30 protein-coding genes and 2 tRNA genes are annotated in these 25,115 nt (G+C 55.3%); 19 read left to right on the plus strand and 13 right to left on the minus strand.

Annotated elements, in window-relative coordinates; translation table 11 throughout:
• Positions 1-33: 33 nt before the first annotated feature.
• From LINBF2_RS09280 to LINBF2_RS09290, 3 genes are read right to left on the minus strand one after another with little or no spacing between them, the layout of a single operon-like run.
• Complete coding sequence (locus tag LINBF2_RS09280; RefSeq protein ID WP_236658001.1) at positions 34-639, minus strand: hypothetical protein; 606 nt, start codon at positions 637-639, stop codon at positions 34-36.
• Between the two features lie 12 nt (positions 640-651).
• Positions 652-1,632: an aldolase/citrate lyase family protein gene (locus LINBF2_RS09285; RefSeq protein WP_104801031.1), complete on the minus strand. Its 981-nt coding sequence runs from the start codon at positions 1,630-1,632 to the stop codon at positions 652-654.
• Positions 1,633-1,651: 19 nt separating this feature from the next.
• On the minus strand, positions 1,652-2,638 hold the full coding sequence (locus tag LINBF2_RS09290) for a malate dehydrogenase (protein ID WP_104801032.1): 987 nt from the start codon (positions 2,636-2,638) through the stop codon (positions 1,652-1,654).
• A gap of 144 nt (positions 2,639-2,782) precedes the next feature.
• On the opposite strand from LINBF2_RS09290, the gene LINBF2_RS09295 reads away from it, so the two are divergent.
• From LINBF2_RS09295 to LINBF2_RS09330, 8 genes are all read left to right on the plus strand, one after another.
• On the plus strand, positions 2,783-3,592 hold the full coding sequence (locus LINBF2_RS09295; protein WP_281888370.1) for a GntR family transcriptional regulator: 810 nt from the start codon (positions 2,783-2,785) through the stop codon (positions 3,590-3,592).
• A gap of 89 nt (positions 3,593-3,681) precedes the next feature.
• The gene (gene sdhC, locus LINBF2_RS09300) at positions 3,682-4,113 is read left to right on the plus strand and encodes a succinate dehydrogenase, cytochrome b556 subunit (RefSeq protein WP_104801034.1); all 432 of its coding nucleotides are present in this window, start codon (positions 3,682-3,684) and stop codon (positions 4,111-4,113) included.
• An 18-nt stretch (positions 4,114-4,131) separates the two neighbouring features.
• Positions 4,132-4,497 carry a succinate dehydrogenase, hydrophobic membrane anchor protein gene (sdhD, locus tag LINBF2_RS09305; RefSeq protein WP_104801035.1) on the plus strand — a complete coding sequence of 122 codons (366 nt, stop codon included), beginning with the start codon at positions 4,132-4,134 and terminating at the stop codon, positions 4,495-4,497.
• 3 nt (positions 4,498-4,500) lie between these two features.
• On the plus strand, positions 4,501-6,297 hold the full coding sequence (gene sdhA, locus LINBF2_RS09310; RefSeq protein WP_281888373.1) for a succinate dehydrogenase flavoprotein subunit: 1,797 nt from the start codon (positions 4,501-4,503) through the stop codon (positions 6,295-6,297).
• A 13-nt stretch (positions 6,298-6,310) separates the two neighbouring features.
• Positions 6,311-7,015 (plus strand): succinate dehydrogenase iron-sulfur subunit, encoded by a 705-nt coding sequence (locus tag LINBF2_RS09315; RefSeq protein WP_104801037.1) that lies wholly within the window; start codon positions 6,311-6,313, stop codon positions 7,013-7,015.
• Positions 7,016-7,044: 29 nt separating this feature from the next.
• Positions 7,045-7,368, plus strand: coding sequence for a succinate dehydrogenase assembly factor 2 (locus LINBF2_RS09320; RefSeq protein WP_281888376.1), 324 nt, complete (start codon positions 7,045-7,047; stop codon positions 7,366-7,368).
• Positions 7,369-7,405: 37 nt separating this feature from the next.
• Positions 7,406-8,719, plus strand: a complete 1,314-nt coding sequence (locus tag LINBF2_RS09325) for a citrate synthase (protein ID WP_281888378.1) — start codon at positions 7,406-7,408, stop codon at positions 8,717-8,719.
• A 110-nt stretch (positions 8,720-8,829) separates the two neighbouring features.
• Positions 8,830-9,213 (plus strand): hypothetical protein, encoded by a 384-nt coding sequence (locus LINBF2_RS09330; protein WP_281888380.1) that lies wholly within the window; start codon positions 8,830-8,832, stop codon positions 9,211-9,213.
• A gap of 35 nt (positions 9,214-9,248) precedes the next feature.
• Here the strand turns inward: LINBF2_RS09330 and LINBF2_RS09335 are convergent, their stop codons facing one another.
• From LINBF2_RS09335 to rph, 6 genes are all read right to left on the minus strand, one after another.
• A complete protein-coding gene (locus tag LINBF2_RS09335) occupies positions 9,249-9,563 on the minus strand; it encodes a DUF5710 domain-containing protein (protein WP_281888381.1) in 315 nt (104 codons plus the stop codon).
• Positions 9,564-9,579: 16 nt separating this feature from the next.
• Complete coding sequence (locus LINBF2_RS09340; protein ID WP_281888383.1) at positions 9,580-10,476, minus strand: recombination-associated protein RdgC; 897 nt, start codon at positions 10,474-10,476, stop codon at positions 9,580-9,582.
• 71 nt (positions 10,477-10,547) lie between these two features.
• Positions 10,548-10,637 (minus strand) — tRNA-Ser (locus LINBF2_RS09345).
• A 51-nt stretch (positions 10,638-10,688) separates the two neighbouring features.
• Positions 10,689-11,903: a radical SAM family heme chaperone HemW gene (gene hemW, locus LINBF2_RS09350; RefSeq protein ID WP_281888385.1), complete on the minus strand. Its 1,215-nt coding sequence runs from the start codon at positions 11,901-11,903 to the stop codon at positions 10,689-10,691.
• The gene (gene rdgB, locus LINBF2_RS09355; protein WP_281888387.1) at positions 11,900-12,505 is read right to left on the minus strand and encodes an RdgB/HAM1 family non-canonical purine NTP pyrophosphatase; all 606 of its coding nucleotides are present in this window, start codon (positions 12,503-12,505) and stop codon (positions 11,900-11,902) included. Before rdgB ends, hemW begins: the two co-directional genes overlap by 4 nt.
• 15 nt (positions 12,506-12,520) lie before the next feature.
• Complete coding sequence (gene rph / locus LINBF2_RS09360; RefSeq protein WP_281888389.1) at positions 12,521-13,255, minus strand: ribonuclease PH; 735 nt, start codon at positions 13,253-13,255, stop codon at positions 12,521-12,523.
• A 126-nt stretch (positions 13,256-13,381) separates the two neighbouring features.
• On the opposite strand from rph, the gene LINBF2_RS09365 reads away from it, so the two are divergent.
• The 4 genes from LINBF2_RS09365 to LINBF2_RS09380 all read left to right on the plus strand — a co-directional run bounded on the left by LINBF2_RS09365 (position 13,382) and on the right by LINBF2_RS09380 (position 17,469).
• A complete protein-coding gene (locus LINBF2_RS09365; protein ID WP_281888391.1) occupies positions 13,382-14,293 on the plus strand; it encodes a YicC/YloC family endoribonuclease in 912 nt (303 codons plus the stop codon).
• Positions 14,293-14,916: a guanylate kinase gene (gene gmk, locus LINBF2_RS09370; protein ID WP_281888393.1), complete on the plus strand. Its 624-nt coding sequence runs from the start codon at positions 14,293-14,295 to the stop codon at positions 14,914-14,916. Before LINBF2_RS09365 ends, gmk begins: the two co-directional genes overlap by 1 nt.
• 16 nt (positions 14,917-14,932) lie before the next feature.
• Entirely contained in the window at positions 14,933-15,136 is a 204-nt protein-coding gene (gene rpoZ, locus LINBF2_RS09375; RefSeq protein ID WP_104801046.1) for a DNA-directed RNA polymerase subunit omega, read from the plus strand.
• Positions 15,137-15,204: 68 nt separating this feature from the next.
• Positions 15,205-17,469 carry a bifunctional (p)ppGpp synthetase/guanosine-3',5'-bis(diphosphate) 3'-pyrophosphohydrolase gene (locus tag LINBF2_RS09380; protein WP_281888396.1) on the plus strand — a complete coding sequence of 755 codons (2,265 nt, stop codon included), beginning with the start codon at positions 15,205-15,207 and terminating at the stop codon, positions 17,467-17,469.
• Between the two features lie 18 nt (positions 17,470-17,487).
• On the opposite strand, the gene greB is transcribed toward LINBF2_RS09380, so the two are convergent.
• The 3 genes from greB to LINBF2_RS09395 form a co-directional block, all read right to left on the minus strand.
• On the minus strand, positions 17,488-18,051 hold the full coding sequence (gene greB, locus LINBF2_RS09385; RefSeq protein WP_281888398.1) for a transcription elongation factor GreB: 564 nt from the start codon (positions 18,049-18,051) through the stop codon (positions 17,488-17,490).
• An 18-nt stretch (positions 18,052-18,069) separates the two neighbouring features.
• Positions 18,070-18,504 (minus strand): glycine zipper family protein, encoded by a 435-nt coding sequence (locus tag LINBF2_RS09390; protein WP_281888400.1) that lies wholly within the window; start codon positions 18,502-18,504, stop codon positions 18,070-18,072.
• An 83-nt stretch (positions 18,505-18,587) separates the two neighbouring features.
• Positions 18,588-18,664: transfer RNA gene (locus LINBF2_RS09395), tRNA-Arg, on the minus strand.
• 328 nt (positions 18,665-18,992) lie between these two features.
• Here LINBF2_RS09395 and LINBF2_RS09400 point away from each other — a divergent pair.
• Positions 18,993-20,042: a DMT family transporter gene (locus LINBF2_RS09400; RefSeq protein WP_281888402.1), complete on the plus strand. Its 1,050-nt coding sequence runs from the start codon at positions 18,993-18,995 to the stop codon at positions 20,040-20,042.
• A 105-nt stretch (positions 20,043-20,147) separates the two neighbouring features.
• On the opposite strand, the gene LINBF2_RS09405 is transcribed toward LINBF2_RS09400, so the two are convergent.
• The gene (locus tag LINBF2_RS09405) at positions 20,148-20,432 is read right to left on the minus strand and encodes a hypothetical protein (protein WP_146100195.1); all 285 of its coding nucleotides are present in this window, start codon (positions 20,430-20,432) and stop codon (positions 20,148-20,150) included.
• A gap of 189 nt (positions 20,433-20,621) precedes the next feature.
• On the opposite strand from LINBF2_RS09405, the gene LINBF2_RS09410 reads away from it, so the two are divergent.
• The 6 genes from LINBF2_RS09410 to LINBF2_RS09435 are packed head-to-tail and all read left to right on the plus strand — an operon-like array spanning position 20,622 to position 25,101.
• Entirely contained in the window at positions 20,622-20,933 is a 312-nt protein-coding gene (locus LINBF2_RS09410) for a hypothetical protein (RefSeq protein ID WP_146100196.1), read from the plus strand.
• Positions 20,930-22,348, plus strand: a complete 1,419-nt coding sequence (locus LINBF2_RS09415) for a TolC family protein (protein ID WP_104801766.1) — start codon at positions 20,930-20,932, stop codon at positions 22,346-22,348. The genes LINBF2_RS09410 and LINBF2_RS09415 overlap by 4 nt, the downstream gene beginning before the upstream one ends.
• 12 nt (positions 22,349-22,360) lie before the next feature.
• Positions 22,361-23,773: a copper oxidase gene (locus tag LINBF2_RS09420; protein WP_281888406.1), complete on the plus strand. Its 1,413-nt coding sequence runs from the start codon at positions 22,361-22,363 to the stop codon at positions 23,771-23,773.
• 27 nt (positions 23,774-23,800) lie between these two features.
• A complete protein-coding gene (locus LINBF2_RS09425) occupies positions 23,801-24,289 on the plus strand; it encodes a cupredoxin family protein (protein ID WP_281888408.1) in 489 nt (162 codons plus the stop codon).
• A 28-nt stretch (positions 24,290-24,317) separates the two neighbouring features.
• Complete coding sequence (locus LINBF2_RS09430) at positions 24,318-24,794, plus strand: DUF411 domain-containing protein (protein ID WP_104801769.1); 477 nt, start codon at positions 24,318-24,320, stop codon at positions 24,792-24,794.
• A 7-nt stretch (positions 24,795-24,801) separates the two neighbouring features.
• Positions 24,802-25,101, plus strand: coding sequence for a copper-binding protein (locus tag LINBF2_RS09435; protein WP_104801770.1), 300 nt, complete (start codon positions 24,802-24,804; stop codon positions 25,099-25,101).
• Positions 25,102-25,115 lie beyond the last annotated feature (14 nt).

Here is a 25,115-nt window from a genome sequence, read left to right on the forward strand (position 1 = left end):
TTCTCCGGTCTATCAAATCAAAAATTAAAAGGGTTATTTCTTGGCAAGGGTGGACGCATCCAGCAAGCTAGGCGGCGGGTCTAGCTTCATGCGATGTGCAACAACTGTTTGGTGATCGCTTTGGCACTCATCGGCCATACGCTGACCCAACTTGCTGTTCATCAACATCGACTTGTTGGGCAGCTGCAGCCACATTGCGCCAGCTTGCGCATCTTCTAATCGCACGGCGCCGGTGGTGGTTTCCACGGGCGTCATGTAGTACGTGTTTTTCTTCATCTGCACGATGAAGCGCGAGGCAAGTTGCGGGTCTGGCGTGACGGTGACCGAGTTACCCAACTCACACATCATGCGCCCCGTGTGGACCTCGCCCACTTCAGGCGTAGCCGTTTGCACTTGGGGGGCAGCAACAGGTGCAGCCGCCGCGGCAATCGGCAACGCAACCAAAGGCGTCGCTCTGACGTAATAGTATTTAGGCGCTGCTGGCTTAGCCTTGACTGCGGCTTGTTTCACTGCAGCGGGCTTGGCGGGTTGAGCTTTGACCGGCGATTTAACAGGCGCACTCGCTTGAGCCTTGGCAGGCTCTGCAGCCCAAGACGTGCTTGCCAAAGCAAAAGCCAACATTGCAATCATCTTGTGCATAGCCATCTCCTGTTAATCCTTGAAGAATAACTGGACTTCAGCTGGAAGGCTACAGCCCGTGCTGTGCGCGCGTTCCAACACTTGCCAAAAGAAGCGGTAACTCGCGCGGTCATGCAACTGACCTTTGTGGCTGATGGGCGCCCACTGAGCAGCACGCGCAGCCAACACAATTTCGCTGGCCACTTCAATGGCGGCGGCATCTGGGGCCATGGCCTCAAGAATGGGGCGAATTTGCGCGGGGTGAATGCTCCACATGCGGGTGTAGCCAAATTCGTGCGCAGCACGCTGGGCTGCAGCGCGCATGGCGGCGGTGTCGTTGAATTCGGTCACCACACAGTGCGAGGGCACTTTGCCGTGGGCATGGCAGGCACTGGCAATCTCCAGCTTGGCACGCACCACCAGCGGGTGGGTGAATTGACCTTGTGCCCCCATACCGTGTGCAGGAATCGCACCACCGTGAGCCGACACAAAGTCCATCAAACCAAAACTGAGCGACTGCACGCGCGGATGCGCGGCAATGTCAAACGCGCGGTGCACCGCAGCGGGAGACTCAATCAACCCATGCAAGGCCAAATTCTTGGCGCCCGCTTGAGCCAAGGCTTGTTCGGCCAGTTGCACATCGGCCACTGACTCAACCTTGGGCACCATGATGTGCGTCAAGCGGTGGGCAGCTTGTGCCCCAATGGTGGCCATGTCTGCTTGAAAACTGGGGTGATCCACGGGGTGCACACGCACAGCCACACGGGCTTCGGGTGCGGCACTCAATGCCAACTCGGTGACCAGCGCGGCATGCTCTGCCTCGCCGCCCACGGGGGCACCGTCTTCACAATCAAGGGTCACATCAAAGACGCAGGTTCCAAACTCTTGCGTCATTTCGGCTTGCAGCTGCAAGCTTTTGCGCATCCGCGCTTCGACACCGCTGTAGTGGTCACAAACGGGTAGCTGAACGCTACCTGCTTGCGAACCCAACAGAACGTCGCGCGGATGGCTCACTCTAGTTCTCTGTTGAGAATTAGATCAAGTGGGCAACGCCAGCTTGCTCGTCAGTCAACTCTTTCAGAGTCTTGTCGATGCAAGATTGGCTGAATGCGTCGATTTCCAAACCTTCGACCACTTTGTATTGGCCGTTTTCGCAGGTCACGGGGAAACCGAACATGACGTCTTTTGGAATGCCGTACCAGCCTTGTGATGGAATACCCATGGTCACCCACTTGCCGTTGGTACCCAGAGCCCAATCGCGCATGTGGTCGATGGCAGCGTTGGCAGCAGAAGCAGCAGAAGACAAACCGCGTGCATCAATGATGGCGGCGCCGCGCTTGCCAACGGTTGGCAAGAACACGTTGGCGTTCCACTCTTGGTCGTTGATCATGGTCTTGACAGACTCGCCCTTGATGGTGGCGAAGCGGTAGTCAGCGTACATCGTTGGAGAGTGGTTGCCCCACACGCACAATTTTTCGATGTCGGCCACTGCTTTGCCAGTCTTGGCAGCGATTTGAGACGCAGCACGGTTGTGGTCCAAACGCAGCATGGCAGTGAAGTTGCCTGGCTTGAGGTCAGGCGCTGCCTTCATGGCGATGTAAGCGTTGGTGTTGGCGGGGTTGCCGACCACCAAAACTTTCACGTCGCGAGAAGCCACAGCGTTCAAAGCCTTGCCTTGAGCCGTGAAGATCGCGCCGTTGATGGCGAGCAATTCAGCGCGCTCCATGCCTGGGCCACGTGGACGTGAACCGACCAACAAAGCGTAGTCGACGTCTTTGAATGCAGTCATTGGGTCGCCGTGAGCTTCCATTCCGACCAACAGAGGGAACGCGCAATCTTCGAGTTCCATCATCACGCCGCGCAGGGCTTTTTGTGGGCCTTCAACAGGCACTTCCAACAATTGCAAGATGACGGGTTGGTCTTTGCCCAACATTTCGCCAGAGGCGATACGGAACAACAGTGCGTAACCAATTTGACCAGCTGCACCAGTGACGGCAACGCGAACAGGCTTCTTGCTCATGGGGAAAACTCCAAGTAGTGATTAAAAAAAGATTATGGGCAGAGTTTACCCGCGAAATCGGGCAAACCGTCTGTCTTATGTCTTATAGAAGATATGATACGAGCTTGACAAAGAACTGACGCACACGCGCCAAACCAATAAAAAATGGCCACCAACTCCGCGCCCACTTTTGCAACCATCGCCAACCCGCCGTATGCGGGCAGCGATGCTTTGGGCGCGCCCGGCCTCACACCCGCCTTCAGCCCGCTGTATCAGCAAATCAAAGGATTGATTTTGCAAAGCCTGCAGTCGGGCGAGTGGAAGCCAGGCGAAGCCATCCCCAGCGAGATGGACCTAGCAGCCCGCTTTCGCGTCAGCCAAGGCACGGTGCGCAAAGCCATTGATGAGTTGGCTGCCGAAAACCTGGTGGTGCGCCGCCAAGGCAAAGGCACCTTCGTGGCCACCCATGCCGAGCAGCATGTGCAATACCGCTTCTTAAAGCTTCAGCCCGACAACGGTGACACCCAGAGCGAAGGCCCAGCCGAACGCACCATCATCGACTGCAAGCGCCTGCGCGCCAGTGCCGACGTGGCCCGCGCGCTCAGCCTACGCAGCGGCGACCCCGTGCTGCAAGTGCGTCGCGTGCTGGCTTATGCGGGCGTGCCCACCATTTTGGAAGAGCTGTGGCTGCCTGGCGCACCGTTCAAAGGACTCACCGCCGAACGCTTAAGTAATTACAGCGGCCCGATGTATGCGCTGTTTGAAACCGAGTTTGGCGTGCGCATGGTGCGCGCCGATGAAAACATCCGCGCTGTCAACCCTGATGCCGAGCAAGCCGAACTGCTCAAGGTTGACGCAGCCACGCCGCTTCTGAGCGTGGAGCGCGTGGCTTACACCTACAACGACACCCCCATGGAACTGCGCCGCGGCCTTTACCGAACTGACACGCATCACTACCGTAATGCTTTGAGCTGACAGGCGTGAAACCCTCATGTCAGTTTGGTGAAGTGAAATAGAATTTAAAGTTGCTTTGACATACAGATAAACCCGAAGAAAGAGCCCACATGACCCAGCTTGCCAAAAAGCGGCCTGAGTTCCGCAACATCAACGCCTTGACCGACCTGCCTTCGTACCGCCTTCCAGCGGCTGGCATCGTATCGATCTTGCACCGCATCAGCGGTTTGATCATGTTTTTGTTGTTACCACTCCTCGTTTGGATGTTTGACACTTCGGTGTCGTCTGAAATTTCCTTTGCCAAATTCAGCGCCGCGTTCAACGTCGGTCTGGGCTTTGTGCCTGCTGTGTTGGTCAAGGTTGTGGTGCTGGGCCTGATCTGGGCTTATTTGCATCACGCGATCGCAGGTGTGCGCCACGTCTACATGGACGTTTGCCACGCTGTGAGCAAAGAGTTCGGCAAGTCTTCAGCCATCGCCACTCTGGTCTTGAGCTTGAGCCTGACCGCAGCCTTGGGCGCCAAGCTGTTTGGCCTTTACTGATTTTCTAGGAGCTTCAACATGTCCGTGAATTACGGTTCCAAACGCGTCGTCGTGGGCGCGCACTATGGTCTACGCGACTGGCTCGCTCAGCGCGTCACCGCTGTCTTGATGGTTTTATTCACCTTGGCCGTCTTAGGCCAAGTGTTGTTGACCAGCGGCGACATCAGCTATGACAAATGGGCTGCCATTTTCAGTGGTCAGTTCATGAAGGCCTTGACCTTCTCAGTCTTCATCGCCTTGTCCCTGCACGTGTGGGTCGGCATGCGCGACATTTGGATGGACTACGTCAAACCCGTGGGTTTGCGTTTGGTTCTGCAAGTATTCACTTTGGTCTGGCTGGTGTCTTGCCTCGGCTGGGCCATTCAGGTTCTCTGGAGGCTCTAAGTCATGACAGTTAAAAGCTCTATCCCACGTCGTAAATTTGATGTGGTCATCGTCGGAGCCGGCGGCTCTGGCATGCGCGCATCGTTGCAACTTGCTCGCGCAGGTTTGAACGTGGCCGTGTTGTCCAAAGTGTTCCCCACACGTTCACACACCGTGGCTGCTCAAGGCGGCATTGGCGCGTCTTTGGGCAACATGAACGAAGACAACTGGCACTACCACTTCTATGACACCGTCAAAGGCTCCGACTGGCTCGGCGACCAAGACGCGATTGAATACATGTGCCGTGAAGCCCCCAAAGTCGTTTACGACTTGGAACACATGGGCATGCCTTTCGACCGCAACCCAGACGGCACCATTTACCAACGCCCCTTCGGCGGCCACACCGCCAACTACGGCGAAAAGGCTGTGGAGCGCGCTTGTGCTGCGGCTGACCGTACCGGTCACGCCATGTTGCACACGCTGTACCAACAAAACGTCAAAGCCAAAACCAGCTTCTTCGTGGAGTGGATGGCCCTCGACCTGATCCGCGATGACGCAGGTGATGTGGTCGGCGTGACCGCCCTCGAGATGGAAACTGGCGAGCTCTACATCATGGAAGCAAAAACCGTGTTGTTGGCCACCGGTGGTGCAGGCCGCATTTTTGCTGCTTCGACCAACGCGTTCATCAACACCGGCGACGGCCTCGGCATGGCAGCACGCGCTGGCATCCCACTCGAAGACATGGAATTCTGGCAATTCCACCCCACTGGCGTGGCCGGTGCTGGCGTGTTGTTGACCGAAGGCTGCCGTGGCGAAGGCGCGATTTTGCGCAACTGCAATGGCGAGCGCTTCATGGAGCGTTATGCCCCCGCCTACAAAGACTTGGCCCCACGCGACTACGTGTCACGCTGCATGGACCAAGAGATCAAAGAAGGTCGCGGCTGCGGTCCCAACAAGGACTACATCAACCTCGACATGACCCACTTGGGTGCTGACACCATCATGAAGCGTTTGCCTTCGGTGTTCGAAATTGGCCACAACTTTGCCAACGTCGACATCACCAAAGAGCCAATCCCAGTGATCCCCACCATCCATTACCAAATGGGCGGCATCCCCACCAACATCAACGGCCAAGTTGTGACGCAAAACGCCAACAACGAAAGCGTTGTGGTGAATGGTTTGTACGCTGTGGGTGAATGCTCTTGCGTGTCAGTGCACGGCGCTAACCGCTTGGGCACCAACTCCTTGCTCGACTTGTTGGTGTTCGGCCGCGCAGCTGGTAACCACATTGTTGAATTCAACCAAAAGAACAAAGAGCACAAGCCTCTGCCAGCCAACGCGGCTGACGTGACCTTGGCTCGTTTGGCTCGTTTGGAAGCCAACCAAACTGGCGAATATGCACAAGACGTGGCCAACGACATCCGTGATGCCATGCAGTCACACGCCAGCGTGTTCCGCACACAGGCGTTGATGGACGAAGGCGTGAAGCAAATCGCAGCCCTGCGCGAGCGCGTAAACAACATTGGTTTGAAAGACAACTCCAAAGTTTTCAACACCGCACGCATCGAAGCCTTGGAAGTTGAAAACTTGATCGAAGCCGCACAAGCCACGATGGTTTCTGCTGCTGCTCGTCACGAAAGCCGCGGCGCTCACACAGTCAACGACTACGGCGACACGCCCGAGCATCCAAACGGCCGTAACGACCAAGACTGGCACAAGCACACCCTGTGGCACAAAGAAGGCAACAAGCTGACTTACAAGCCCGTGCAAATGAAGCCTTTGACTGTCGACAGCATCCCGCTGCAGACCCGTACTTTCTGATCAGGTAAACACCATGACAAAACGCACGTTCCAAATCTATCGCTACGACCCAGACACCGACGCCAAGCCATACATGCAGACCATCGAGGTCGAATTGGATGGCAATGAGCGCATGCTCTTGGATGCTTTGATGAAGCTCAAAGCCGTCGACCCCACCATTTCGTTCCGTCGCTCATGCCGTGAAGGCGTGTGCGGTTCAGACGCAATGAACATCAACGGCAAAAACGGCTTGGCCTGCTTGACCAACATGCGCACCCTCCCCGGCGTGATCGTGTTGAAGCCTCTGCCAGGTTTGCCTGTCATCCGCGACTTGATCGTGGATATGACCCAGTTCTTCAAGCAATACCACTCCATCAAGCCTTACTTGGTCAACGACACACAGGTGCCTGACAAAGAGCGCCTGCAGTCGCCCGAAGAGCGTGACGAGTTGAACGGTTTGTACGAGTGCATCTTGTGCGCCAGCTGCTCCACCAGCTGTCCCTCGTTCTGGTGGAACCCCGACAAGTTCGTGGGCCCCGCTGGTTTGTTGCAAGCTTATCGCTTCATTGCCGATAGCCGCGACCAAGACACCGCTGGTCGTTTGGACAACTTGGAAGACCCCTACCGTCTGTTCCGTTGCCACACCATCATGAACTGCGTCGACGTGTGCCCCAAGGGTTTGAACCCCACCAAGGCCATCGGCAAGATCAAAGAATTGATGGTGCGTCGCGCCGTCTAAGGCACGACCACATCACACGGAGCACCAACATGGACGTGGACGCACTATTTCGCGACACCTCTGTGGGTGATCCGACGCTGGATGGTTTAGACGGCAAGCAAGCGCTTGGCGAACGGGCCCTCAGCAAATTGCACTGGCGCAGCCGGCGCGGCCTACTCGAGAACGATTTGTTCATCAAAAAGTTCTTTGAGCGGCATGAATCTCGCTTAACGGTGGGCCATGCCAGAGGCATGTATGAGTTGATGGACTTGTCTGACAACGATTTGCTCGACATTTTTTTGAAACGCAAAGACTTGCCAGAAAAGCCCCTGACAGAAGAAGCACGTGAAGTGCTGAGTATGTTGAGAGACTGAACCGAACACCGCTTTAAAAAGACATTTAGGAAGAATCATGAAACTTGCAGATAACAAAGCCACTCTGTCGTTCAGCAACGGCAGCCCCAGCATCGACATGCCCGTCTACAGCGGCAGCGTGGGTCCAGACGTGATCGACATCCGTAAGTTGTACGGCCAAACTGGCATGTTCACGTATGACCCAGGCTTCTTGTCAACTGCGTCTTGCCAATCAGCCATCACGTACATCGACGGCGACAAAGGTGAGTTGCTGTACCGCGGCTACCCCATCGAACAACTCGCCACCAACTGCGACTACCTCGAAACTTGCTTCTTGTTGCTGAAAGGCGAACTGCCTAACGCTGCACAAAAAGCTGAATTCGAAAAAACCGTGACCAACCACACCATGGTCAACGAGCAAATGCAATTCTTCTTGCGTGGCTTCCGCCGTGATGCACACCCCATGGCTGTGTTGACTGGCTTGGTCGGCGCTTTGTCTGCGTTCTATCACGACAGCACAGACATCAACAACCCAGAGCACCGCGAAATCGCAGCGATCCGCTTGATTGCCAAGATGCCAACGCTCGTGGCCATGGCCTACAAATACGGCGTAGGCCAGCCTTACATGTACCCACAGAACAACCTGAGCTACGCAGGTAACTTCTTGCGCATGATGTTCGGTACACCCACCGAAGAATACGTGGTCAACCCCGTGCTCGAGCGCGCCATGGACCGCATCTTCACATTGCACGCAGACCACGAGCAAAACGCTTCTACATCGACTGTGCGTTTGTGCGGTTCTTCAGGCACTAACCCATTCGCAGCCATCGCTGCAGGCGTGGCTTGCTTGTGGGGCCCAGCACACGGCGGCGCCAACGAAGCTTGCTTGAACATGTTGGAAGACATCCAAAAAATGGGTGGCATTTCTAAAGTCGGCGAGTTCATGGAACTGGTCAAGGACAAGAACTCTGGCGTCAAGCTCATGGGCTTCGGTCACCGCGTTTACAAAAACTATGACCCACGCGCCAAGTTGATGCAAGAAACTTGCGACGAAGTGTTGAAAGAACTCGGCCTCGAGAACGACCCCTTGTTCAAGTTGGCCAAGGCCTTGGAAAAGATCGCTTTGGAAGACGAATACTTCGTCAGCCGCAAGCTCTACCCCAACGTCGACTTCTACTCTGGCATCGTGCAACGCGCCATCGGCATTCCAGTGAACTTGTTCACCGGCATCTTCGCCTTGGCACGCACTGTGGGCTGGATTGCTCAGTTGAACGAAATGATCAGCGACCCCGAGTACAAAATCGGCCGTCCACGTCAGTTGTTCACTGGCGATGCACACCGCAACGTTGAAGCATTGGCCAAGCGCAAGTAATTGCACCCAACCCAGTCGCGACTCGTGCGCGACAGCAAAAAGCCCTGCACTGCAGGGCTTTTTTGTTTTTGGAGCTTTCACACATCAACGCAGTGGTAGGCTCTGCCGCTATGAGTTCTGTACCGTTTTTAAATACGCCCGAGGCCCTGCGCCAACTGGCCGACACACCCCACACGCCCTGCCAATGCAGCCTGCAACATTGCGCAGGCTGGGAGAGCGTGAGCGAAGCCGTGTGGCCCGCGCAGCAGATGACCCACGTCGCTACCCTGCGCGACCCCGATGTGTATGAACCTACGTTTGAAGAACAGCACCCGAATGGCACGCGCTACGAATCAGCCGATGCGCCTGTGGCCTTGAAGTTTTTCCCGTACAACCGTTGCGATGTGCATGCATGCGGCAAATGCCAGCAACACGCGCTGCGCTACACCGAGTTTGGTGGCTACTACGTGGACCCACGCGCACGCCGCTTGAACGCTGAGCTGATTACAGACTGAAAAGCGCAACCACCCTCGCTTGCTTCAACGCGTTTTTAGCGCTTCGCCAGTGAGTGCTCGCAGTCTTCCCACGGCAATACTGGGCAGCCGCAATGCGGCATCTCTACGGCGGGTTTAGAAGCCACGGGTGGCTTAGTCTTCACCACCGCGGCCTTGGCGCTTGCTTTGGGGCTTGCAGGTGCTGCAGCCCCTGTATCTTTTGCGGCGTCGAGGTTAGGAATCCAACGCATGAACGGCGTCAGGTCATCAACGTCCACGATGTACCAGCACTTTTTGGTCGCGTCCCAACGCGCACCTAGCGCCTTGGCCGCGTCCTTCTCGGCAAATGGGGTGACAAGGTTAATTCGCATCACACACCGCTCGCGTTTAGCCCAGCGCCATCTCGCCGCCCAAAGCCTCTAACAAGTCGGGCAACAACTTGCTTAACTCGCCTGTGGCAATGGCCACGTCGGCATCAAAGCCTTCGTCTTTTTCGGTGGAGGTGGCTTCAAACACCACATCTAAGAAGGTCACCTTTTTGAGCTGCATCGCCTCGGTCAACGAGAACGACACACGTCCCTCCCACGTCAGAGCCAAACGCGTGGGCAGCTTGCCGCCTTCGACGTGCTGCTTCACCTCGTCGGTATCGAGCGGGTGGCGCACATAGCGCACCACTGACTTCGACTCATCAGCGGCCTTTAGCTCGCACTCACGGTCCACGCTGAATGCAGCGGGCGACTCTTGCGTGATCAACCATGAAGCCATGGCCGACTGCGGTGACATTTGTGTGTTGATCAAGGTCAAGCTCAAACCGGCGAATGATTTGATGAGCATCGTCACCACCTCGTCCGCTTTGGCTTGGCTGCCAGCGTCCAGCACCATCAGGTGGGTGGCAGGGTCGATCCACACAAGGATCGACGACTCTTTGCTGAAGGCCATGGGCATCAAAGACATCTTCACGTCTTCTTTGATTTCCTTCATTTCCTTCTTGCCAGGCTTGCGGCCTTCAGTGGCTTCAATCACCGCGCTACGCTCTTTGGCTTTGCGTGTGACGATAGAGCCGGGAACGCCTTTGGTCTCGATCTTGAGCTTCAAAATGCGCTGGCCACTCACCGCCTCCACCAGCGGGCCATGTGCTTCGCCACGAGGCTCGACCCAGCCAATCTCTTTTTCTTGGCTTGCGCCGCAAGGCACAAAACGCTCGGCGTCTAACGCCTGTTCGATTTGCTCAAGGCTTGGGCTCCAGCCCTCACCGATTCGATACATCATCACATTTTTGAACACGGGTTGCCTTTATGTTTTCTGCAACTGCAGAAATAAAAAAACCAACTGCAATGAGTTGGTTTTTTAAAATTTGGCGGAAGCGGTGAGATTCGAACTCACGGAGGGCTCACACCCTCGCCGGTTTTCAAGACCGGTGCATTCAACCGCTCTGCCACGCTTCCTTGTTGAATTTCAGGCGAGATTGTAATGGCAGTTTGACCTGTTTTTCGGGTTCAGGCCTCTGGCAAAAACAAAGATTGCAAATCGCTCAAGAAATCAAAGCCGCGCTCGGTGGGCACCACGCGCTGAAAGTCGCGCGTGATGAAGCCTTTGGCTTCAGCCTCTGCAAGTGCAGCCTGAATGGCGGTCACGGGCAGGCCCGTGCGGTCGGTGAAGTCGGCCAACGAAAAACCGTGGCGCAGGCGCAGGGCGTTGAGCATGAATTCAAACGGCAGCTCGGCACGCGCCACCTCGGTGCTTTGGGCCACGGCCCGGTCTGCGCGGCTGGTGTCTAGCGCGTGGTCCATGAACAGGCGCGGGTCGCGGTTGCGCACTTGGCGCAGCACGCGGTGGGCAAAGCTGAGTTTGCTGTGTGCGCCAGCGCCAATGCCTAGGTAGTCGCCAAACTGCCAGTAGTTGGTGTTGTGCCAGCAGCGGTGGTTGTCTTTGGCGTAGGCCGATACTTCGTAGCGGTGCAGGCCCACAGCGGCGGTGCGCTCGGTGATGCGGTCGAGCATGGCGTAGGCGTCGTCATCCTCCGGTATTTGCGGTGGGAACTTAGCAAACACAGTATTGGGCTCGATGGTGAGGTGGTACACCGACAAATGCGGAGGCGCGAGCGACAAAGCCATGTCAAGGTCTTCGTCCAACTGCGCCAGAGTTTGGCCGGGCAAGGCGTACATCAGGTCGAGGTTGAAGGTGTCAAAGGCTTCACGCGCTTCTTCTACTGCGGCAATGGCTTGGGCGCGATTGTGTACGCGGCCCAAAGCTTGCAAGTGTTGGTCGTTAAAGCTTTGCACGCCCACCGACAAGCGGGTCACACCTGCGGCGCGGAAGGCGCGGAAGCGGTCTTTTTCAAACGTGCCGGGATTGGCCTCTAGCGTGATTTCGCAATCGGCCTCAAGGCGCAAGCGCGCGCGCATGTCGCTGATGAGGCGCTCAATCGCAGCCGGCGAAAACAAGCTGGGCGTGCCGCCCCCAATGAAGATGCTGTGCACAGTGCGGCCCCAGATGAGAGGCAGGCTGTGTTCTAGGTCGGCGCACAAGGCATCAAGGTAGCGCTGCTCGGGCAGCTCGCCACCCACGCTGCTAGTGAGCTCGTGCGAGTTGAAGTCGCAGTATGGGCACTTCTTCAAGCACCACGGCAAATGCACATACAGCGAGAGCGGCGGCAAGCTGCTGAGCGACAGCGTACCGGGGCGCATGAGGTGTTGGATGTCTTGGGTCATGAAAACCAACGCTCACGCATGAGCGCCAACATTTGCTGCGCGGCTTGGCCACGGTGGCTGTTGGCGTTTTTCACCTCGATGGGCAGCTCGGCAAAGGTTTTTCCAAAGCGCGGAATGAACATGATGGGATCAAACCCAAAGCCATTGCTGCCCACAGGCGCACGGGTAATTTCACCCACCGCTCGGCCCACGGCAATGAGTGGCTCGGGGTCGTCAGGGTGGCGCACGGCCACAAGGCTACTAACCAAAGCAGCGCGGCGGTTGTCCACGTTCGCCATTTGCTCTAGCAAGGCGCGCACGTTGTTGTCGTCGCTTTTCTCGTAGCCAAACTGCGTGGCGTAGTACGCGGTTTGTACGCCAGGCAGGCCGCCGAAAGCATCGACGCACAGACCAGCATCGTCGGCCACAGCGGGCAAGCCGCTTTCACGCGCGGCATGGCGGGCTTTGGCCAAGGCGTTTTCAACAAAGGTGTGAAACGGCTCTTCGGCTTCGCCAATATGCAAATCGCCTTGGCGCACCAGCTCGACGCCCAGCGGCGCAAACATGGCTTGCAGCTCGGCAAGTTTGCCTTTGTTGTTAGAGGCCAGAACGATTCGCTTCATGGTTTGCATCATGGTTTAAGAGGCAAGAGCTTCTTGCTGCATGGCGATGAGTTCGCGCACGCCTTTTTCGGCCAAGGCCAGCAAGGCGTTCATTTGATCGCGGGTGAAAGGCAGCCCTTCGGCAGTGCCCTGCACTTCCACATAATGGCCAGCACTGGTCATGACCACGTTCATGTCGGTGTCGCAGCCAGAGTCTTCGGTGTATTCCAAATCGAGCAAGGGCAAGTCGCCCAACATACCCACCGAAATAGCGGCAATGCCTTGGGTGATAGGGCTCTCAGAAATCTTGCCTGCGGCAATGAGCTTGTTAACCGCGTCTTGCGCGGCCACAAATGCGCCGGTGATGCTGGCGGTGCGCGTACCGCCGTCGGCTTGCAACACGTCGCAGTCCAAATGGATGGTGCGTTCGCCCAGTTTCTTCAGGTCAAACACAGCGCGCATCGAGCGGCCAATGAGGCGCTGAATTTCTTGTGTGCGGCCCGATTGCTTGCCGCGTGCGGCTTCGCGGTCGCTGCGGGTGTGGGTTGCGCGGGGCAGCATGCCGTATTCGGCAGTGACCCAGCCTTCGCCCGAACCTTTTTTGTGGCCAGGCACTTTTTCTTCCACCGACGCGGTACACAGCACTTTGGTGTGGCCAAACTCAATGAGCACCGAGCCTTCGGCGTGCATGGTGTAGTTGCGGGTGATGCGCACAGGGCGCAATTGGTCAGCCGCACGGGTGTGGCGAGAGGCGGGCAAGGTGGTGGTCATTTTTTAATGCTTCTAGCGGTTCGGTAAAAGACTAATTGTCGACCAATCCGAATACCCCACCCCTGCGTCAAAAAACTGAAACTGAGAGCCTGAGATAATCTAGCCTTTGATACGAAACGCCACCCCATGCCCATTTACAGCATGACCGGTTATGCCAGCGCGCAAACCGAGCTACCTTCAGACACCGCCAACAGCCCAGCCCTGCGCTTGGGGCTAGAGATTCGCTCGGTCAACAGCCGCTTTCTGGACCTGACGTTCAAGATGCCCGAAGAGCTGCGCCAGCACGAGGCAGCCATGCGCGAGCTGGTGACCAAGCACCTCAAGCGCGGCAAAGTGGAAGTGCGCGCCAACATTGAAAGCACGGCTGACACCGGCTTTTCCGAACCCACCCCTGCCCTGCTGCAACGCCTGCTGGGCCTGCAAGAGCTGGTACACGCTCACTTACCAAAGGCCAACGGCCTGTCGGTGGCCGATGTGTTGCGCTTGGCCACGGCCCAATCTGCCGCGCCCGCCGACATTGGCCCTGCGTTGCTGAAGCTGGCCCAAACCACCCTGACCCAGCTGAGCGATGCCCGCGAACGCGAAGGCGCACGACTGGCCCAAACCCTGCGCGAGCGCATTGGCCAACTGCGCGTGCTGGCCACACAGGCCGCACCGCTGGTGCCCCAGCTGGTAGAGCAACAGCGCTTGAAGTTTTTAGAGCGCTGGCGCGAAGCCATGGCCTTGACCGAAGGCACTGCCCTGCCCGAAGCCGCACAAGACCGTGCTTTGACTGAGGCCACCTCGTTTGCCATTCGCATTGACGTGGCCGAAGAGCTGACCCGCTTGGTGTCGCACTTTGACGAGATGGACGACTTGCTGGCCAAAGGCGGCAAGGCCGAAGGTGTGGGCAAGCGTTTGGACTTCCTGATCCAAGAGCTGCACCGCGAGGCCAACACCTTGGGCTCGAAGTCGGCCACCATGGAAATGACCCGTATTTCGGTGGACATGAAAGTGTTGATCGAACAACTCCGCGAACAAGTACAGAACATCGAATAATGGACAACTTCCCCGGCAACCTCTTTGTGGTCGCGGCCCCCAGCGGGGCTGGCAAATCGAGCCTCGTCAAAGCCTTGATGGAGCTAGACGCCAAAGTGCGCCCTTCCGTGTCGCACACCACGCGCCAACCACGTGGCCAAGAAAAGCATGGCCGCGAATACTTCTTTGTGTCACCGCCCGAGTTTGACCAAATGGTTGAAGGCAACGCGTTTTTGGAATGGGCCAATGTGCACGGCCAACGCTACGGCACCTCGCGCAAAGCGATTGAAGACCGCATTGCCCAAGGCGCAGACGTGATTTTAGAAATCGACTTCCAAGGTGCGATTCAAGTCAAAAAGCTGTTTACCAACGCAGTACTGATCTTCATCTTACCGCCCAGCTGGGAAGAACTGAAGTCTCGCCTGCACAACCGCGGCGAAGACGCGCCTGACATCATTGACCTGCGCCTGCAAAACGCCGCAGACGAGATGGCACAGGCCAAAGAATTTGACTACGTTATAATCAACGAATTGTTTGAGACGGCACTGTTCGACCTGAAAGCGATCGTTCATGCACAGCGCCTCAAATACCTGGCACAGCGCCGGGCTCGGGCTGAGATCTTTCAAGCCCTGAACATCACCTGAATTCTGGAGTATCCACATGGCCCGCATCACTGTTGAAGATTGCCTCGAGCAAATCCCTAACCGCTTTCAATTGGTGCTGTGCGCCACTTACCGCGCTCGCATGCTCAGCCAAGGCCACACTGCCAAGGTCGAAAGCAAGAACAAGCCAGGCGTGACCGCCTTGCGCGAAATTGCTGCTGGCCAAATCGGCATCGAAATGCTCAAAAAAGTACCCGGCTAAATCGGGGTAAGCCCCAAATGAAAAGCACCGCACTGCGGTGCTTTTTTATTGCGGGTAAAGTCAGCCACATGAGCGTTACCCAATCCACGTTAAAGCCCCCTGCTTCCTTGTCTGGAAGCGCGGCTGCAGCAAATGCGGCAGCGGCCAGCTTTGCTGCGTTGACTGAAAAACTGAGCTACCTCAATGCTGAAGGCTTAGACATGGTGCGCCGCGCTTACCGCTATGCCGACGAAGCCCATCTGGGCCAACTGCGCAACAGCGGCGAACCTTACATCACTCACCCCATTGCCGTGGCTGCGCAATGCGCAGATTGGAAACTCGATGCCCAAGCCCTGTCGGCCGCGCTGCTGCACGACGCGATGGAAGACTGCGGCATCACCAAAACCGACTTGATCGAGCGCTTTGGCATTCAAGTGGCCGATTTGGTGGATGGCCTGACTAAGCTCGACAAGCTGGAGTTCAACACCCGCGAAGAGAACCAAGCTGAGTCGTTTCGCAAGATGCTGCTGGCCATGGCCCGCGATGTGCGCGTCATCCTCATCAAGCTGGCCGACCGTAGCCACAACATGCGCACCATGGGCGACATGCCCCGCGCCAAGTGGGGCCGCATCTCGAACGAAACACTGGAAATTTACGCGCCCATCGCCCACCGTTTGGGCCTGAACCAAACCTACCGCGAACTGCAAGAACTGGCGTTTCAACACCTGTGGCCATGGCGCCATAAAGTGCTGAGCAAAGCCATTCAAAAAGCCCGCCACCGCCGCCGCGATTTGATGGAAAAAGTGGCGCAAGAAGTCGACGCCGCTTTTATCAAAGCAGGTCTCAAGGTGCACATCTCGGGCCGCGAAAAAACGCTGTATTCGATTTATAAAAAAATGGATGGCAAACACCTGAGCTTTGCGCAGGTGACTGACATTTACGGCTTCCGCTTGGTGCTGCCCGATGTGATTGACTGCTACACAGCCCTAGGCGTGTTGCACCAGATGTACAAGCCCGTACCTGGCAAGTTCAAAGACCACATTGCCATTGCCAAGCTCAACGGCTACCAATCGTTGCACACCACCATCGTCGGGCCATCTGGCTTGAACGTGGAGTTTCAAATGCGCACCGAGGCCATGCACTTGGTGGCCGAAACCGGCGTGGCTGCACACTGGCTCTACAAAGACAAAGGCTCCAACTCCGAAGCCAATGCCAACTTGGGCAACAAGTGGCTGCAGTCGTTGCTGGACATCCAAGACGAAACACGCGACGCTACCGAGTTTTGGGACCACGTCAAAGTCGACCTGTTCCCCGATGCGGTGTATGTGTTCACGCCGAAAAGTAAGATCATGGCGATGCCGCGCGGCGCAACCATCGTCGACTTCGCTTATGCCGTGCACAGCGATGTGGGCGACCGCACCATGGCTGGAAAAATCAATGGCGAGCAAGTACCACTGCGCACAGAGCTGCGCAATGGCGACATTGTGGAAGTGGTCACCTCTGCGGTGGCTTCGCCTAATCCGGCATGGTTGGGTTTTGTGCGTACGGGCCGTGCACGTTCAAAAATTCGCCACCACCTCAAGAGCATGGCTCACTCAGAGTCGGAAGGTTTGGGGAAAAAACTATTGGCCCAAGCGTTGCGGGCTGAAGGTATTGAAGCGTTGCCAGCACAAGACGAACAACATGCGCAAACTTGGGAAAAACTGTTGCACTTCACAGGCAGCAAAACAAAGGCAGAGTTGTTAACCGACATCGGCCTGGGCAAACGCGTGGCGAGCATCGTGGCCAAACGCTTGGCGACCTTGTTGTCAGACATGGGCCACAAGCCCGATGCTCTGCTGTTGAGCCGCGAGCGCTTTACCGCGCACGAAAACGTGTCGCAAGGCGGCGTGACGGTCGACGGCAGCGAAAACGCTTCGGTGCAATACGCCACCTGCTGCCGCCCGGTGCCAGGCGATGCCATCGTGGGCTATCTGGGCCGCGGCGAAGGCTTGGTGGTGCACACTGACCAATGCGGCGTGGCACAACGCTTGAAATACAAAGACAGTGAACGCTTCATCTCTGTGGAATGGGCCGAAGAACCGACACGCGCATTTGAAGTGGCTGTGGTGGTGACGGTCAGCAACGGCAAAGGCGTGCTGGCCCGCGTAGCCTCGGCTATAACCAGTGCCGAAGCAGACATCACCCACGTGTTGATGGCCGATGAGGTCAGCGGCCAAGAAGCCACCGACTTGCGCTTTCTCTTCACGGTGCGCGACAAGGCGCATTTGGAAACGGTGCTGGGGAATTTGCGCCGTGTACCGTCTGTGTTGCAAGCGCAACGCGTGGTATCCGGCGTGGGGCGAGAGGCGTAGCCGACCTATCGCCTTGGCCTAAGTCTTTTCAACCGCAGGTGCGGGATAGCGCACCTCGACCACTTCCACCTCTTGCACGCCCACGGGCGTGACCAACTTCACCACATCGCCTTCGCGCGCTTTGAGCAAAGCGCGTGCAATCGGCGACACCCACGTGACCTGGCCTTTCAGGCTATCGGCCTCGTCAATGCCCATGATGGTGACAGTGCGCTCGACATTGGCTTCGTCGACATAGGTAACGGTGCAACCAAAAAACACTTGATCCCTGCCGTGGTGCGCGCTGGGGTCGGTGACCTCGGCAATTTCTAGGCGTTTGGTCAGAAAGCGAATGCGTCGGTCAATCTCACGCAAACGCTTTTTGCCATACAGGTAGTCGCCGTTTTCAGATCGATCGCCATTGCTGGCGGCCCAATGCACGATGTCAACAATGCGTGGGCGTTCGTTGTCAATCAACTCAAACAATTCATTACGAAGCGTGGCATAACCAAGTGGCGTGATGTAATTTTTACTGCCCGCGGGCAAGTGTGGCAAGGCGAGGTCGTCGTCCTCGCCATCGGTCTCACGCGTGAAGGCTTTGCTCATTGCCGCTCAATGAATGGCTCAGTGCCAGCCAATGACTTGATAGCCGCGTTCAGCCAAACATTGCTGCACGAACTGGCGGTACAAGCCACTTCCTCCCACCGACTGGCCCGCGGCCGTAGCAGCAGCGCCACCTGCACCAATGGCTACAGCGCCAGCAGCAATATTTTTCAGATCTGGTTTGTGGCCACTGAGCAGTGAGCCCACAACACCTGCCGTACCCACACCTGCAGCACCTGCGGCGGCAGAACGTCCAGCATCGACCTTGTTAACAGCTGTTACCTGAGATTGCTGTGCAAGCTCAGCGCAATACTGAGCATCCGCATTGGCTTGAGCTGGGCCCATGCGTTGGTAATGCGCATTAGGATAAAACGCGGGTTTTGCCACAGGCGCGGCACAACCGATCAACAAAACAGCTGCGATTGCCGTCAAAAAAATAGCGAGATGATTTTTCATAAGAGAAATTTTAGGCAAGTAGATGAATCAACGGGGCAAAAGAAAAAGGGTTTACATCCGAAGATGTAAACCCTTGTTCAATTTGGTGCGGCTGGCAGGAATCGAACCCACGACCCCTTGGTTCGTAGCCAAGTACTCTATCCAGCTGAGCTACAGCCGCTCTGGAAAACCGAAAGTATATCACAGATATTTGGTAGGGCGTGACAGACTTGAACTGTCGACCAAAGGATTATGAGTTTGATGGTCTGTCTTCTGGGTTTCCTAGACTACATAAGGGCTAGCAAAGGATTTGACTTTCTACCACTTCGAACTACTTTGACGAATTTATGCCGTTTTCGGGGGTGTTTCAAACAACTTTGTAGAAAGATGTAGTGCTTGGCATTGGAAATCCAAATGAAATCAAGGACAAAATTCTGGCTTGTGTTCAAAGCGAAAGATGAGCATAGCTCGTCTGCTCTACCAATTTTTATAGTGAAGGCCAGCCAAGAATGAACCGTGATGTTTTTTATGCACTGCTTGCAGCTGCTCTCTTTGGTGCGAGCACGCCGTTTGCAAAAGAGCTAATCGGTGATGATGCTCCGGTCATGTTGGCGGGTTTGCTTTACTTAGGCAGCGGGATAGGCCTTGTGCTAATTCGACTTATCCGCGACAAAGGTTGGACTGTCCCAAATCTTGCGACTTCCGAATGGTCTTGGTTCTCAGGTGCGATCTTATTTGGTGGTGTTCTGGGACCTGTCGCTTTGCTATTTGGCTTAGAACAAACGACTGGATCAACAGCCTCGCTACTACTCAACTTAGAGGCAGTGCTGACGGCACTAATTGCTTGGGTAGTTTTCCGTGAGAGTGCAGACAAGCGCATCGTGCTTGGCATGGTAGCTATCGTTCTCGGAGGAGGAGCATTGTCTTTTCAAACAATCGGCGAAATCGGCTTCAACTGGTCGGGGCCAATGCTGATTGCAGCAGCATGCCTTTGTTGGGCGATTGACAACAACCTTACCCGCAAAGTGTCGGCCTCAGATGCATTGTTCATTGCTGGAGTTAAGGGACTAATCGCAGGCTCGGTCAATTGCGCACTCGCATTGCTGATAGGCCTATCTTTGCCCACTGGCATCGCTACCATTTCGACCATGACACTTGGTCTGATTGGCTACGGTTTGAGTTTTGTGCTGTTTGTATTGGCGCTTCGTGGATTGGGAGCGGCTCGGACAGGCGCGTACTTCTCAACAGCTCCATTCATAGGGGCAACAATATCAGTTCTTTGGTTCGGTGAGCCAACAGGTGGCTTATTCTGGCTAGCAACTTTATTGATGGCAACTGGGGTCTGGATACACCTTACAGAACTCCATGAGCATGCGCATCATCACGAGGCGCTGGATCATGAGCACAAACATGCGCACGATGAACACCATCAGCACATTCACAGCTTTGCGTGGGATGGCCATGAACCACATGTTCACAGACATGTCCACGCGGAAGTGACGCACAAGCACCCCCATTACCCAGACATTCACCATCAGCACACACTGAGGAATGCTTAGTCACTTAGTCACTTAGTCGGGCACTTCTTACATTTGAATCCTCCTAGGGGCTTTGTCTCAATATAGAAACCATGCTAATATTGAATCGTGAAAACCGTGAGATTTTTAGTGATGTGTCTGCTTGCTCTTGCAATTCCATTGCAAGGGATGGCTTCGGTCACTCAAATGTTTTGTCATGGTGGCGGTGCGGCTTCTTCGGTCGTTCAAACAGCGGCTGATCACTCGCATCATCAAGCCGCTGATCATCATCACGACCAGACCCAGCCTTCGGATCATCAAGTATCCAAAGCTGAGACTGCTAAGAGCTTGAATCACAAATGCAGCACTTGCGCCCAATGCTGCTTTGGCACAGCTTTGTTGCCAGCGCCGATCAACTTGGTTTTCAGCCAAGAAGTCAGCACCTTTGTCGCGACCAGCGCCGTGCTCTTGGGTGAGTTTTCTCCCCACAACTTAGAGCGACCTCCGCGTTCCTTCCTCGCCTGAGCAATTTAGCAACCTTGCGGTTGCGCGAATTGCAGCTCGTTCTCGTGATTGATCGACATCACGAGAGTCGATTGCTTCATGGTTAACGAGGAATCTATGTATCCCAAATCTCCAAAGCCGCCACAGCTGACTGCAGCTGTATTGCTTGCCTGCCTTCATTGGAGCAGTGCTTGGGCGCAGAATGACATCAAACTCGAAGTTCGGACTCCGGAGAAATCCGTTGAGTTGATCTACCAGTCTTCTTTTGAAAATTACCAGCGCTACTCTGCGTCCACTGTCCAATCTTGGAAGCAGAGCAATGACACTGTGAAAGACATTGGCGGGTGGCGTGCGTATGCCAAAGAGATCACGCAAGACACAGACGCTAAGCCGTCCACTCCGGCGCATATTCATGGAGGTCACCAATGAACCTCAAATTCAAATCAATGGTGCTAACGGCAGTCGCTCTTGGGTTGTCCGGCTGTGCCAGCTACAACTTAGATCAAGGTATAGACAGAGCCAATCGTGAAGCCAGTGGCTTTACCCAAAACGAGTTGAACCTTGCAAAAACCAAGGAAGAACGTGACAAGCGTCTTGCTGCTACGAATCAACTTTTAGCCAAGCCCGTTGGACAAAAAGAAACCGTCCAGTTGCTGCTGGCCAACAGCCCTGCGTTCCAAGCCTTGCTGGCTCAAAACTGGGCCGAAGCAGCAAGTGCGGCGCAGTCGGGGCGAATCTCCAACCCCACCTTCGCTTTTGAAAGCGTGGTGACGGGCAGTGAGACTGAGCTGAATCGCTTCTTCTCGTTTGGCTTGTTGGACCTGATCACCTTGCCTCAACGTTCGGCGATAGCTAACCATCGCGTTGAACAAGCTCAAATTCGCATTACAGCGGAGGTGGTGGATCAAGTCACCCGCGTGCGTCAAGCATGGGTGCGTGCGGTTGCGGCAGAGCAGTCGTACAAGTATGCAGGCCAAGTGTTAGCCAGCGCAGAAGCGAGTGCGGAGTTGGCCCGGCGGATGGAGTCTGTAGGTAACTTCAACAAACTCACGCGAGCAAGACACCAAGCGTTTTATGCAGATGCTGCCACCCAATTGGCAACAGCCAAACAAACGGCTGTGTCACGCCAAGAGGAGCTGGTGAGGCTCTTGGGTTTGGATGAGGTGCAAGCCAAACAGCTCGTGCTTCCTGAGAGATTGCCTAATCTTCCAAAACAACCCATGTCACCTGAGGACGTAGCCAAACAAGTCAGCCAAGAACGCTTGGATGTCCAGCAAGCGAAAGCGGCGTTCAACGCAGCGGCCAAAGCGCAGGGCTTGAACAGGGTGACGAGTTTGACGGACATCGAGCTGTCTGTGCGACGTGGCAGCGTATCAGACAGCAGCACATCGTCCTACAGCTCAAGACGTGGTTATGAGGTTGGCGTGAAGTTACCCATTTTTGATTGGGGCGATCTGCAACGCGATGCCATGAACGCTCAAACCTTGGCCGCAGCCAATCAACTGGAAGCCACGATTCGTTCTGCTGGGTCGTCCCTACGTGAGAACTATGCGGCTTACCGCACAGCCTATGACATCTCTAGGCATTACAAAGATGAAGTTATTCCGCTTCGTAAGGTGATTTCAGAAGAGAACGTGCTGCGCTACAACGGCATGATCATTGGCGTTTTTGAGTTGCTGGCTGATTCGCGTGACCAAATTGGCACCGTCATTTCGGCCATCGCCGCAGAGCAACAGTTTTGGTTGGCTGATGCCGCCTTGCAAGCGACATTGATTGGTCGCCCAACTGCTATCGGTGTAGCTGCCATCAGCAGCACATCAAGTAATACGGCTGCTGGCCATTGATCGGGGATCGACATGACATCAAGACGAGATTTTTTCAAAGCAGCAGGCATTGCGGGAGGCGCTGTCTCGGCAGCAGCTGTGGGTCGTTTCGCATTGGCTGGATTGCCAGAGCCTGTGATTCAGTCCAAGCCTGACACCATGCCGCCTTTGGTCCCCAACACCGGACGCCCCTACAACCCCGTGGTCACACTCAATGGCTGGACTCTGCCTTGGCGCATGAACCAAGGGGTCAAAGAGTTCCATTTGGTCGCCGAGCCTGTGGTGCGTGAGATGGCACCCGGCTTCAAAGCGCATCTTTGGGGCTACAACGGGCAAAGCCCCGGCCCAACCATCGAGGTGGTCGAAGGCGATCGCGTGCGTATTTTTGTGACCAACAAATTGCCAGAACACACCAGCGTGCATTGGCATGGTCAGCGTTTGCCCAATGGCATGGATGGTGTATCGGGCTTGACGCAACGGTCGATCAAACCGGGACAAACCTTTGTCTACGAGTTTGTGGCACGACGTCCGGGCAGTTTCATGTACCACCCACATGCCGATGAAATGACGCAGATGGCGATGGGCATGATGGGCCTGTGGATCACGCACCCTAAAGAAAAGCACCCCCTCATCGACGAGGTGAATCGCGACTTCTGTTTCTTGTTGAACGCCTTTGACATTGACCCGGGCAGTTACACGCCCAAAACAATGACGATGCTGGACTTCAACCTGTGGAGTTGGAACAGCCGCATCTTTCCGGGCATTGATTCGTTGAATGTCAGGCTCAATGACAAGGTGCGCATTCGCGTGGGTAACTTGACCATGACCAATCACCCGATTCACTTGCATGGCCACGAGTTCACGGTCACGGGAACGGACGGTGGCCCCATTCCAAAAACAGCTCGTTGGCCAGAAGTCACGACCGATGTGGCAGTGGGGCAAATGCGGCAGATTGAGTTTGTGGCTGATGAAGAAGGTGACTGGGCATTTCATTGCCACAAGAGCCATCACACCATGAATGCCATGGGTCATGCTGTGCCTACCATGATTGGTGTGGACCATCGAGGTATTGGTAAGAAGATCAACAGCTTGATTCCCGATTACATGGTGATGGGTGAGCGCGGGATGGCCGATATGTCTGAAATGGAAATGCCCATCCCTGACAACACGATCCCGATGATGACGGGTGACGGGCCTTTCGGGTCTGTCGAAATGGGCGGCATGTTCAGTGTCCTGAAGGTCCGCAAAGACCAGAAACCGGGTGACTACGAAACCCTCGGTTGGTACAAACATCCGGCAGGAACGGTGGCTCAGCCCTACAGAGGTGCTGTGGCTAAACCGGCTCGCAACAGTTCAGCAGGTGGGCAATCCATGCCAAGGTCTCAAAAGCCGCCCAAAGATTTTGAAGTGCAGATTCGCAAACCTACAGCACATGGTGAGCATTGACTCGACAACTCGAAACGGAGAATTCAAATGAAACGAACAAAAAGCCAAATCATGATCTTGTTAGCGGCACTTTTTCTATCTGGTGCGGCTATAGCGGGCGGCGATCATCCAGCTGGTCACGGCCATGTAGAGCATGAGAGCGCGATCGGTAAGTCTGGTTCGGCAGGAAGCGTCAATCGGACGATCACTGTCAGCATGACTGACAACATGCGCTTTACTCCTTCCAATATTTCAGTCAAGCAGAGAGAAACCGTGCGGTTCATCATCAAAAACAATGGTCAAGTCAAGCACGAATTGAGTTTGGGCACTCAAAAGGAATTACTTGAACATTTGGAGTTGATGAAGAAGTTTCCCGACATGGAGCATGACGAACCAAACAAAGTCACCCTTGTCCCCGGGCAGCAGGGTGAAATTATTTGGCAGTTCACCAAAGCGGGCATCGTCAATTTCGCCTGCTTGATGCCCGGCCACTACGAAGCCGGAATGAAAGGCACGATCAAAGTTGGCAAAAAGTAATTTTTTACAGAGAAAAGGAGCACAAGCTATGACCTCCCAAATTACCCCGCTGAATCTCACGAGGCGCTCAGTATTGTTGAGTCTGGTTGCGCTGAACGGCTCTTCAATTGCCGTCGCAGCAAGCCCGATTACTGTCCAAATCTGGAAGGACCCTAACTGCGGTTGCTGCAAAGACTGGATTGCGCATATGGAAAAAAACAACTTCGCAACGAAAGTCATGGACCAAGGCAACAGCGCCGCGCGTGCTCGGTTGGGGATGCCTCAAAAGTTTGCTTCCTGCCACACCGCACTCATCGAAGGCTATGTGATTGAGGGGCATGTGCCAGCCATAGATATTCAGCGACTGCTGAAAGAAAAGCCACAGGCTTTGGGTCTAGCTGTTTCCGGGATGCCGATCGGATCACCCGGTATGGATGGCCCAGCCTATGGCGGTAAGCATGACGCCTACCAAGTCTTATTGATCCAAAAAGACGGGTCATCCAAAGTTTTTCACTCTTACGCATGAGGTTTACATGAACACACTCAAAAAGACGCTCGCTTTATTCACGCTTGCAATGGGTATGGCTCTGCCGTTGAGCGGATTTGCTCAATCCCTGACGGATGGAGAAGTCAAGAAGGTAGACCTTGAGGCAGGCAAAGTCACGATCAAGCATGGCGAGATCAAACACTTGGAAATGCCAAGCATGACCATGGTTTTCACAGCCAAAGACAAACGTTTGTTGACCAGCATCAAGCCGGGCGAAAAAATTAAGTTTATGGTTGTAAGCGAAGGCGGCAAGATGATCGTGACTGACATCCAGCCAGCCGATTAAAAACACGTTGTATC

Source organism: Limnohabitans sp. TEGF004, from assembly GCF_027924965.1.
In the GTDB taxonomy this organism is placed as follows: domain Bacteria; phylum Pseudomonadota; class Gammaproteobacteria; order Burkholderiales; family Burkholderiaceae_C; genus Limnohabitans.

Bases quoted from the DNA above. Each gene is read 5' to 3' on its own strand.
- LINBF2_RS09315 (WP_104801037.1), top strand. From the start codon at position 6,311: ATGACAAAACGCACGTTCCAAATCTATCGCTACGACCCAGACACCGAC.
- LINBF2_RS09320 (WP_281888376.1), top strand. From the start codon at position 7,045: ATGGACGTGGACGCACTATTTCGCGACACCTCTGTGGGTGATCCGACG.
- LINBF2_RS09425 (WP_281888408.1), top strand. From the start codon at position 23,801: ATGAAACGAACAAAAAGCCAAATCATGATCTTGTTAGCGGCACTTTTT.
- LINBF2_RS09325 (WP_281888378.1), top strand. From the start codon at position 7,406: ATGAAACTTGCAGATAACAAAGCCACTCTGTCGTTCAGCAACGGCAGC.
- LINBF2_RS09410 (WP_146100196.1), top strand. From the start codon at position 20,622: ATGTATCCCAAATCTCCAAAGCCGCCACAGCTGACTGCAGCTGTATTG.
- LINBF2_RS09380 (WP_281888396.1), top strand. From the start codon at position 15,205: ATGAGCGTTACCCAATCCACGTTAAAGCCCCCTGCTTCCTTGTCTGGA.
- sdhD (WP_104801035.1), top strand. From the start codon at position 4,132: ATGTCCGTGAATTACGGTTCCAAACGCGTCGTCGTGGGCGCGCACTAT.
- LINBF2_RS09280 (WP_236658001.1), bottom strand. From the start codon at position 639: ATGCACAAGATGATTGCAATGTTGGCTTTTGCTTTGGCAAGCACGTCT.
- sdhA (WP_281888373.1), top strand. From the start codon at position 4,501: ATGACAGTTAAAAGCTCTATCCCACGTCGTAAATTTGATGTGGTCATC.
- LINBF2_RS09295 (WP_281888370.1), top strand. From the start codon at position 2,783: ATGGCCACCAACTCCGCGCCCACTTTTGCAACCATCGCCAACCCGCCG.
- hemW (WP_281888385.1), bottom strand. From the start codon at position 11,903: ATGACCCAAGACATCCAACACCTCATGCGCCCCGGTACGCTGTCGCTC.
- LINBF2_RS09335 (WP_281888381.1), bottom strand. From the start codon at position 9,563: ATGCGAATTAACCTTGTCACCCCATTTGCCGAGAAGGACGCGGCCAAG.
- LINBF2_RS09365 (WP_281888391.1), top strand. From the start codon at position 13,382: ATGCCCATTTACAGCATGACCGGTTATGCCAGCGCGCAAACCGAGCTA.
- LINBF2_RS09400 (WP_281888402.1), top strand. From the start codon at position 18,993: ATGAACCGTGATGTTTTTTATGCACTGCTTGCAGCTGCTCTCTTTGGT.
- rph (WP_281888389.1), bottom strand. From the start codon at position 13,255: ATGACCACCACCTTGCCCGCCTCTCGCCACACCCGTGCGGCTGACCAA.
- LINBF2_RS09435 (WP_104801770.1), top strand. From the start codon at position 24,802: ATGAACACACTCAAAAAGACGCTCGCTTTATTCACGCTTGCAATGGGT.
- LINBF2_RS09415 (WP_104801766.1), top strand. From the start codon at position 20,930: ATGAACCTCAAATTCAAATCAATGGTGCTAACGGCAGTCGCTCTTGGG.
- LINBF2_RS09330 (WP_281888380.1), top strand. From the start codon at position 8,830: ATGAGTTCTGTACCGTTTTTAAATACGCCCGAGGCCCTGCGCCAACTG.
- rdgB (WP_281888387.1), bottom strand. From the start codon at position 12,505: ATGAAGCGAATCGTTCTGGCCTCTAACAACAAAGGCAAACTTGCCGAG.
- rpoZ (WP_104801046.1), top strand. From the start codon at position 14,933: ATGGCCCGCATCACTGTTGAAGATTGCCTCGAGCAAATCCCTAACCGC.
- sdhC (WP_104801034.1), top strand. From the start codon at position 3,682: ATGACCCAGCTTGCCAAAAAGCGGCCTGAGTTCCGCAACATCAACGCC.
- LINBF2_RS09290 (WP_104801032.1), bottom strand. From the start codon at position 2,638: ATGAGCAAGAAGCCTGTTCGCGTTGCCGTCACTGGTGCAGCTGGTCAA.
- gmk (WP_281888393.1), top strand. From the start codon at position 14,293: ATGGACAACTTCCCCGGCAACCTCTTTGTGGTCGCGGCCCCCAGCGGG.
- greB (WP_281888398.1), bottom strand. From the start codon at position 18,051: ATGAGCAAAGCCTTCACGCGTGAGACCGATGGCGAGGACGACGACCTC.
- LINBF2_RS09390 (WP_281888400.1), bottom strand. From the start codon at position 18,504: ATGAAAAATCATCTCGCTATTTTTTTGACGGCAATCGCAGCTGTTTTG.
- LINBF2_RS09430 (WP_104801769.1), top strand. From the start codon at position 24,318: ATGACCTCCCAAATTACCCCGCTGAATCTCACGAGGCGCTCAGTATTG.
- LINBF2_RS09420 (WP_281888406.1), top strand. From the start codon at position 22,361: ATGACATCAAGACGAGATTTTTTCAAAGCAGCAGGCATTGCGGGAGGC.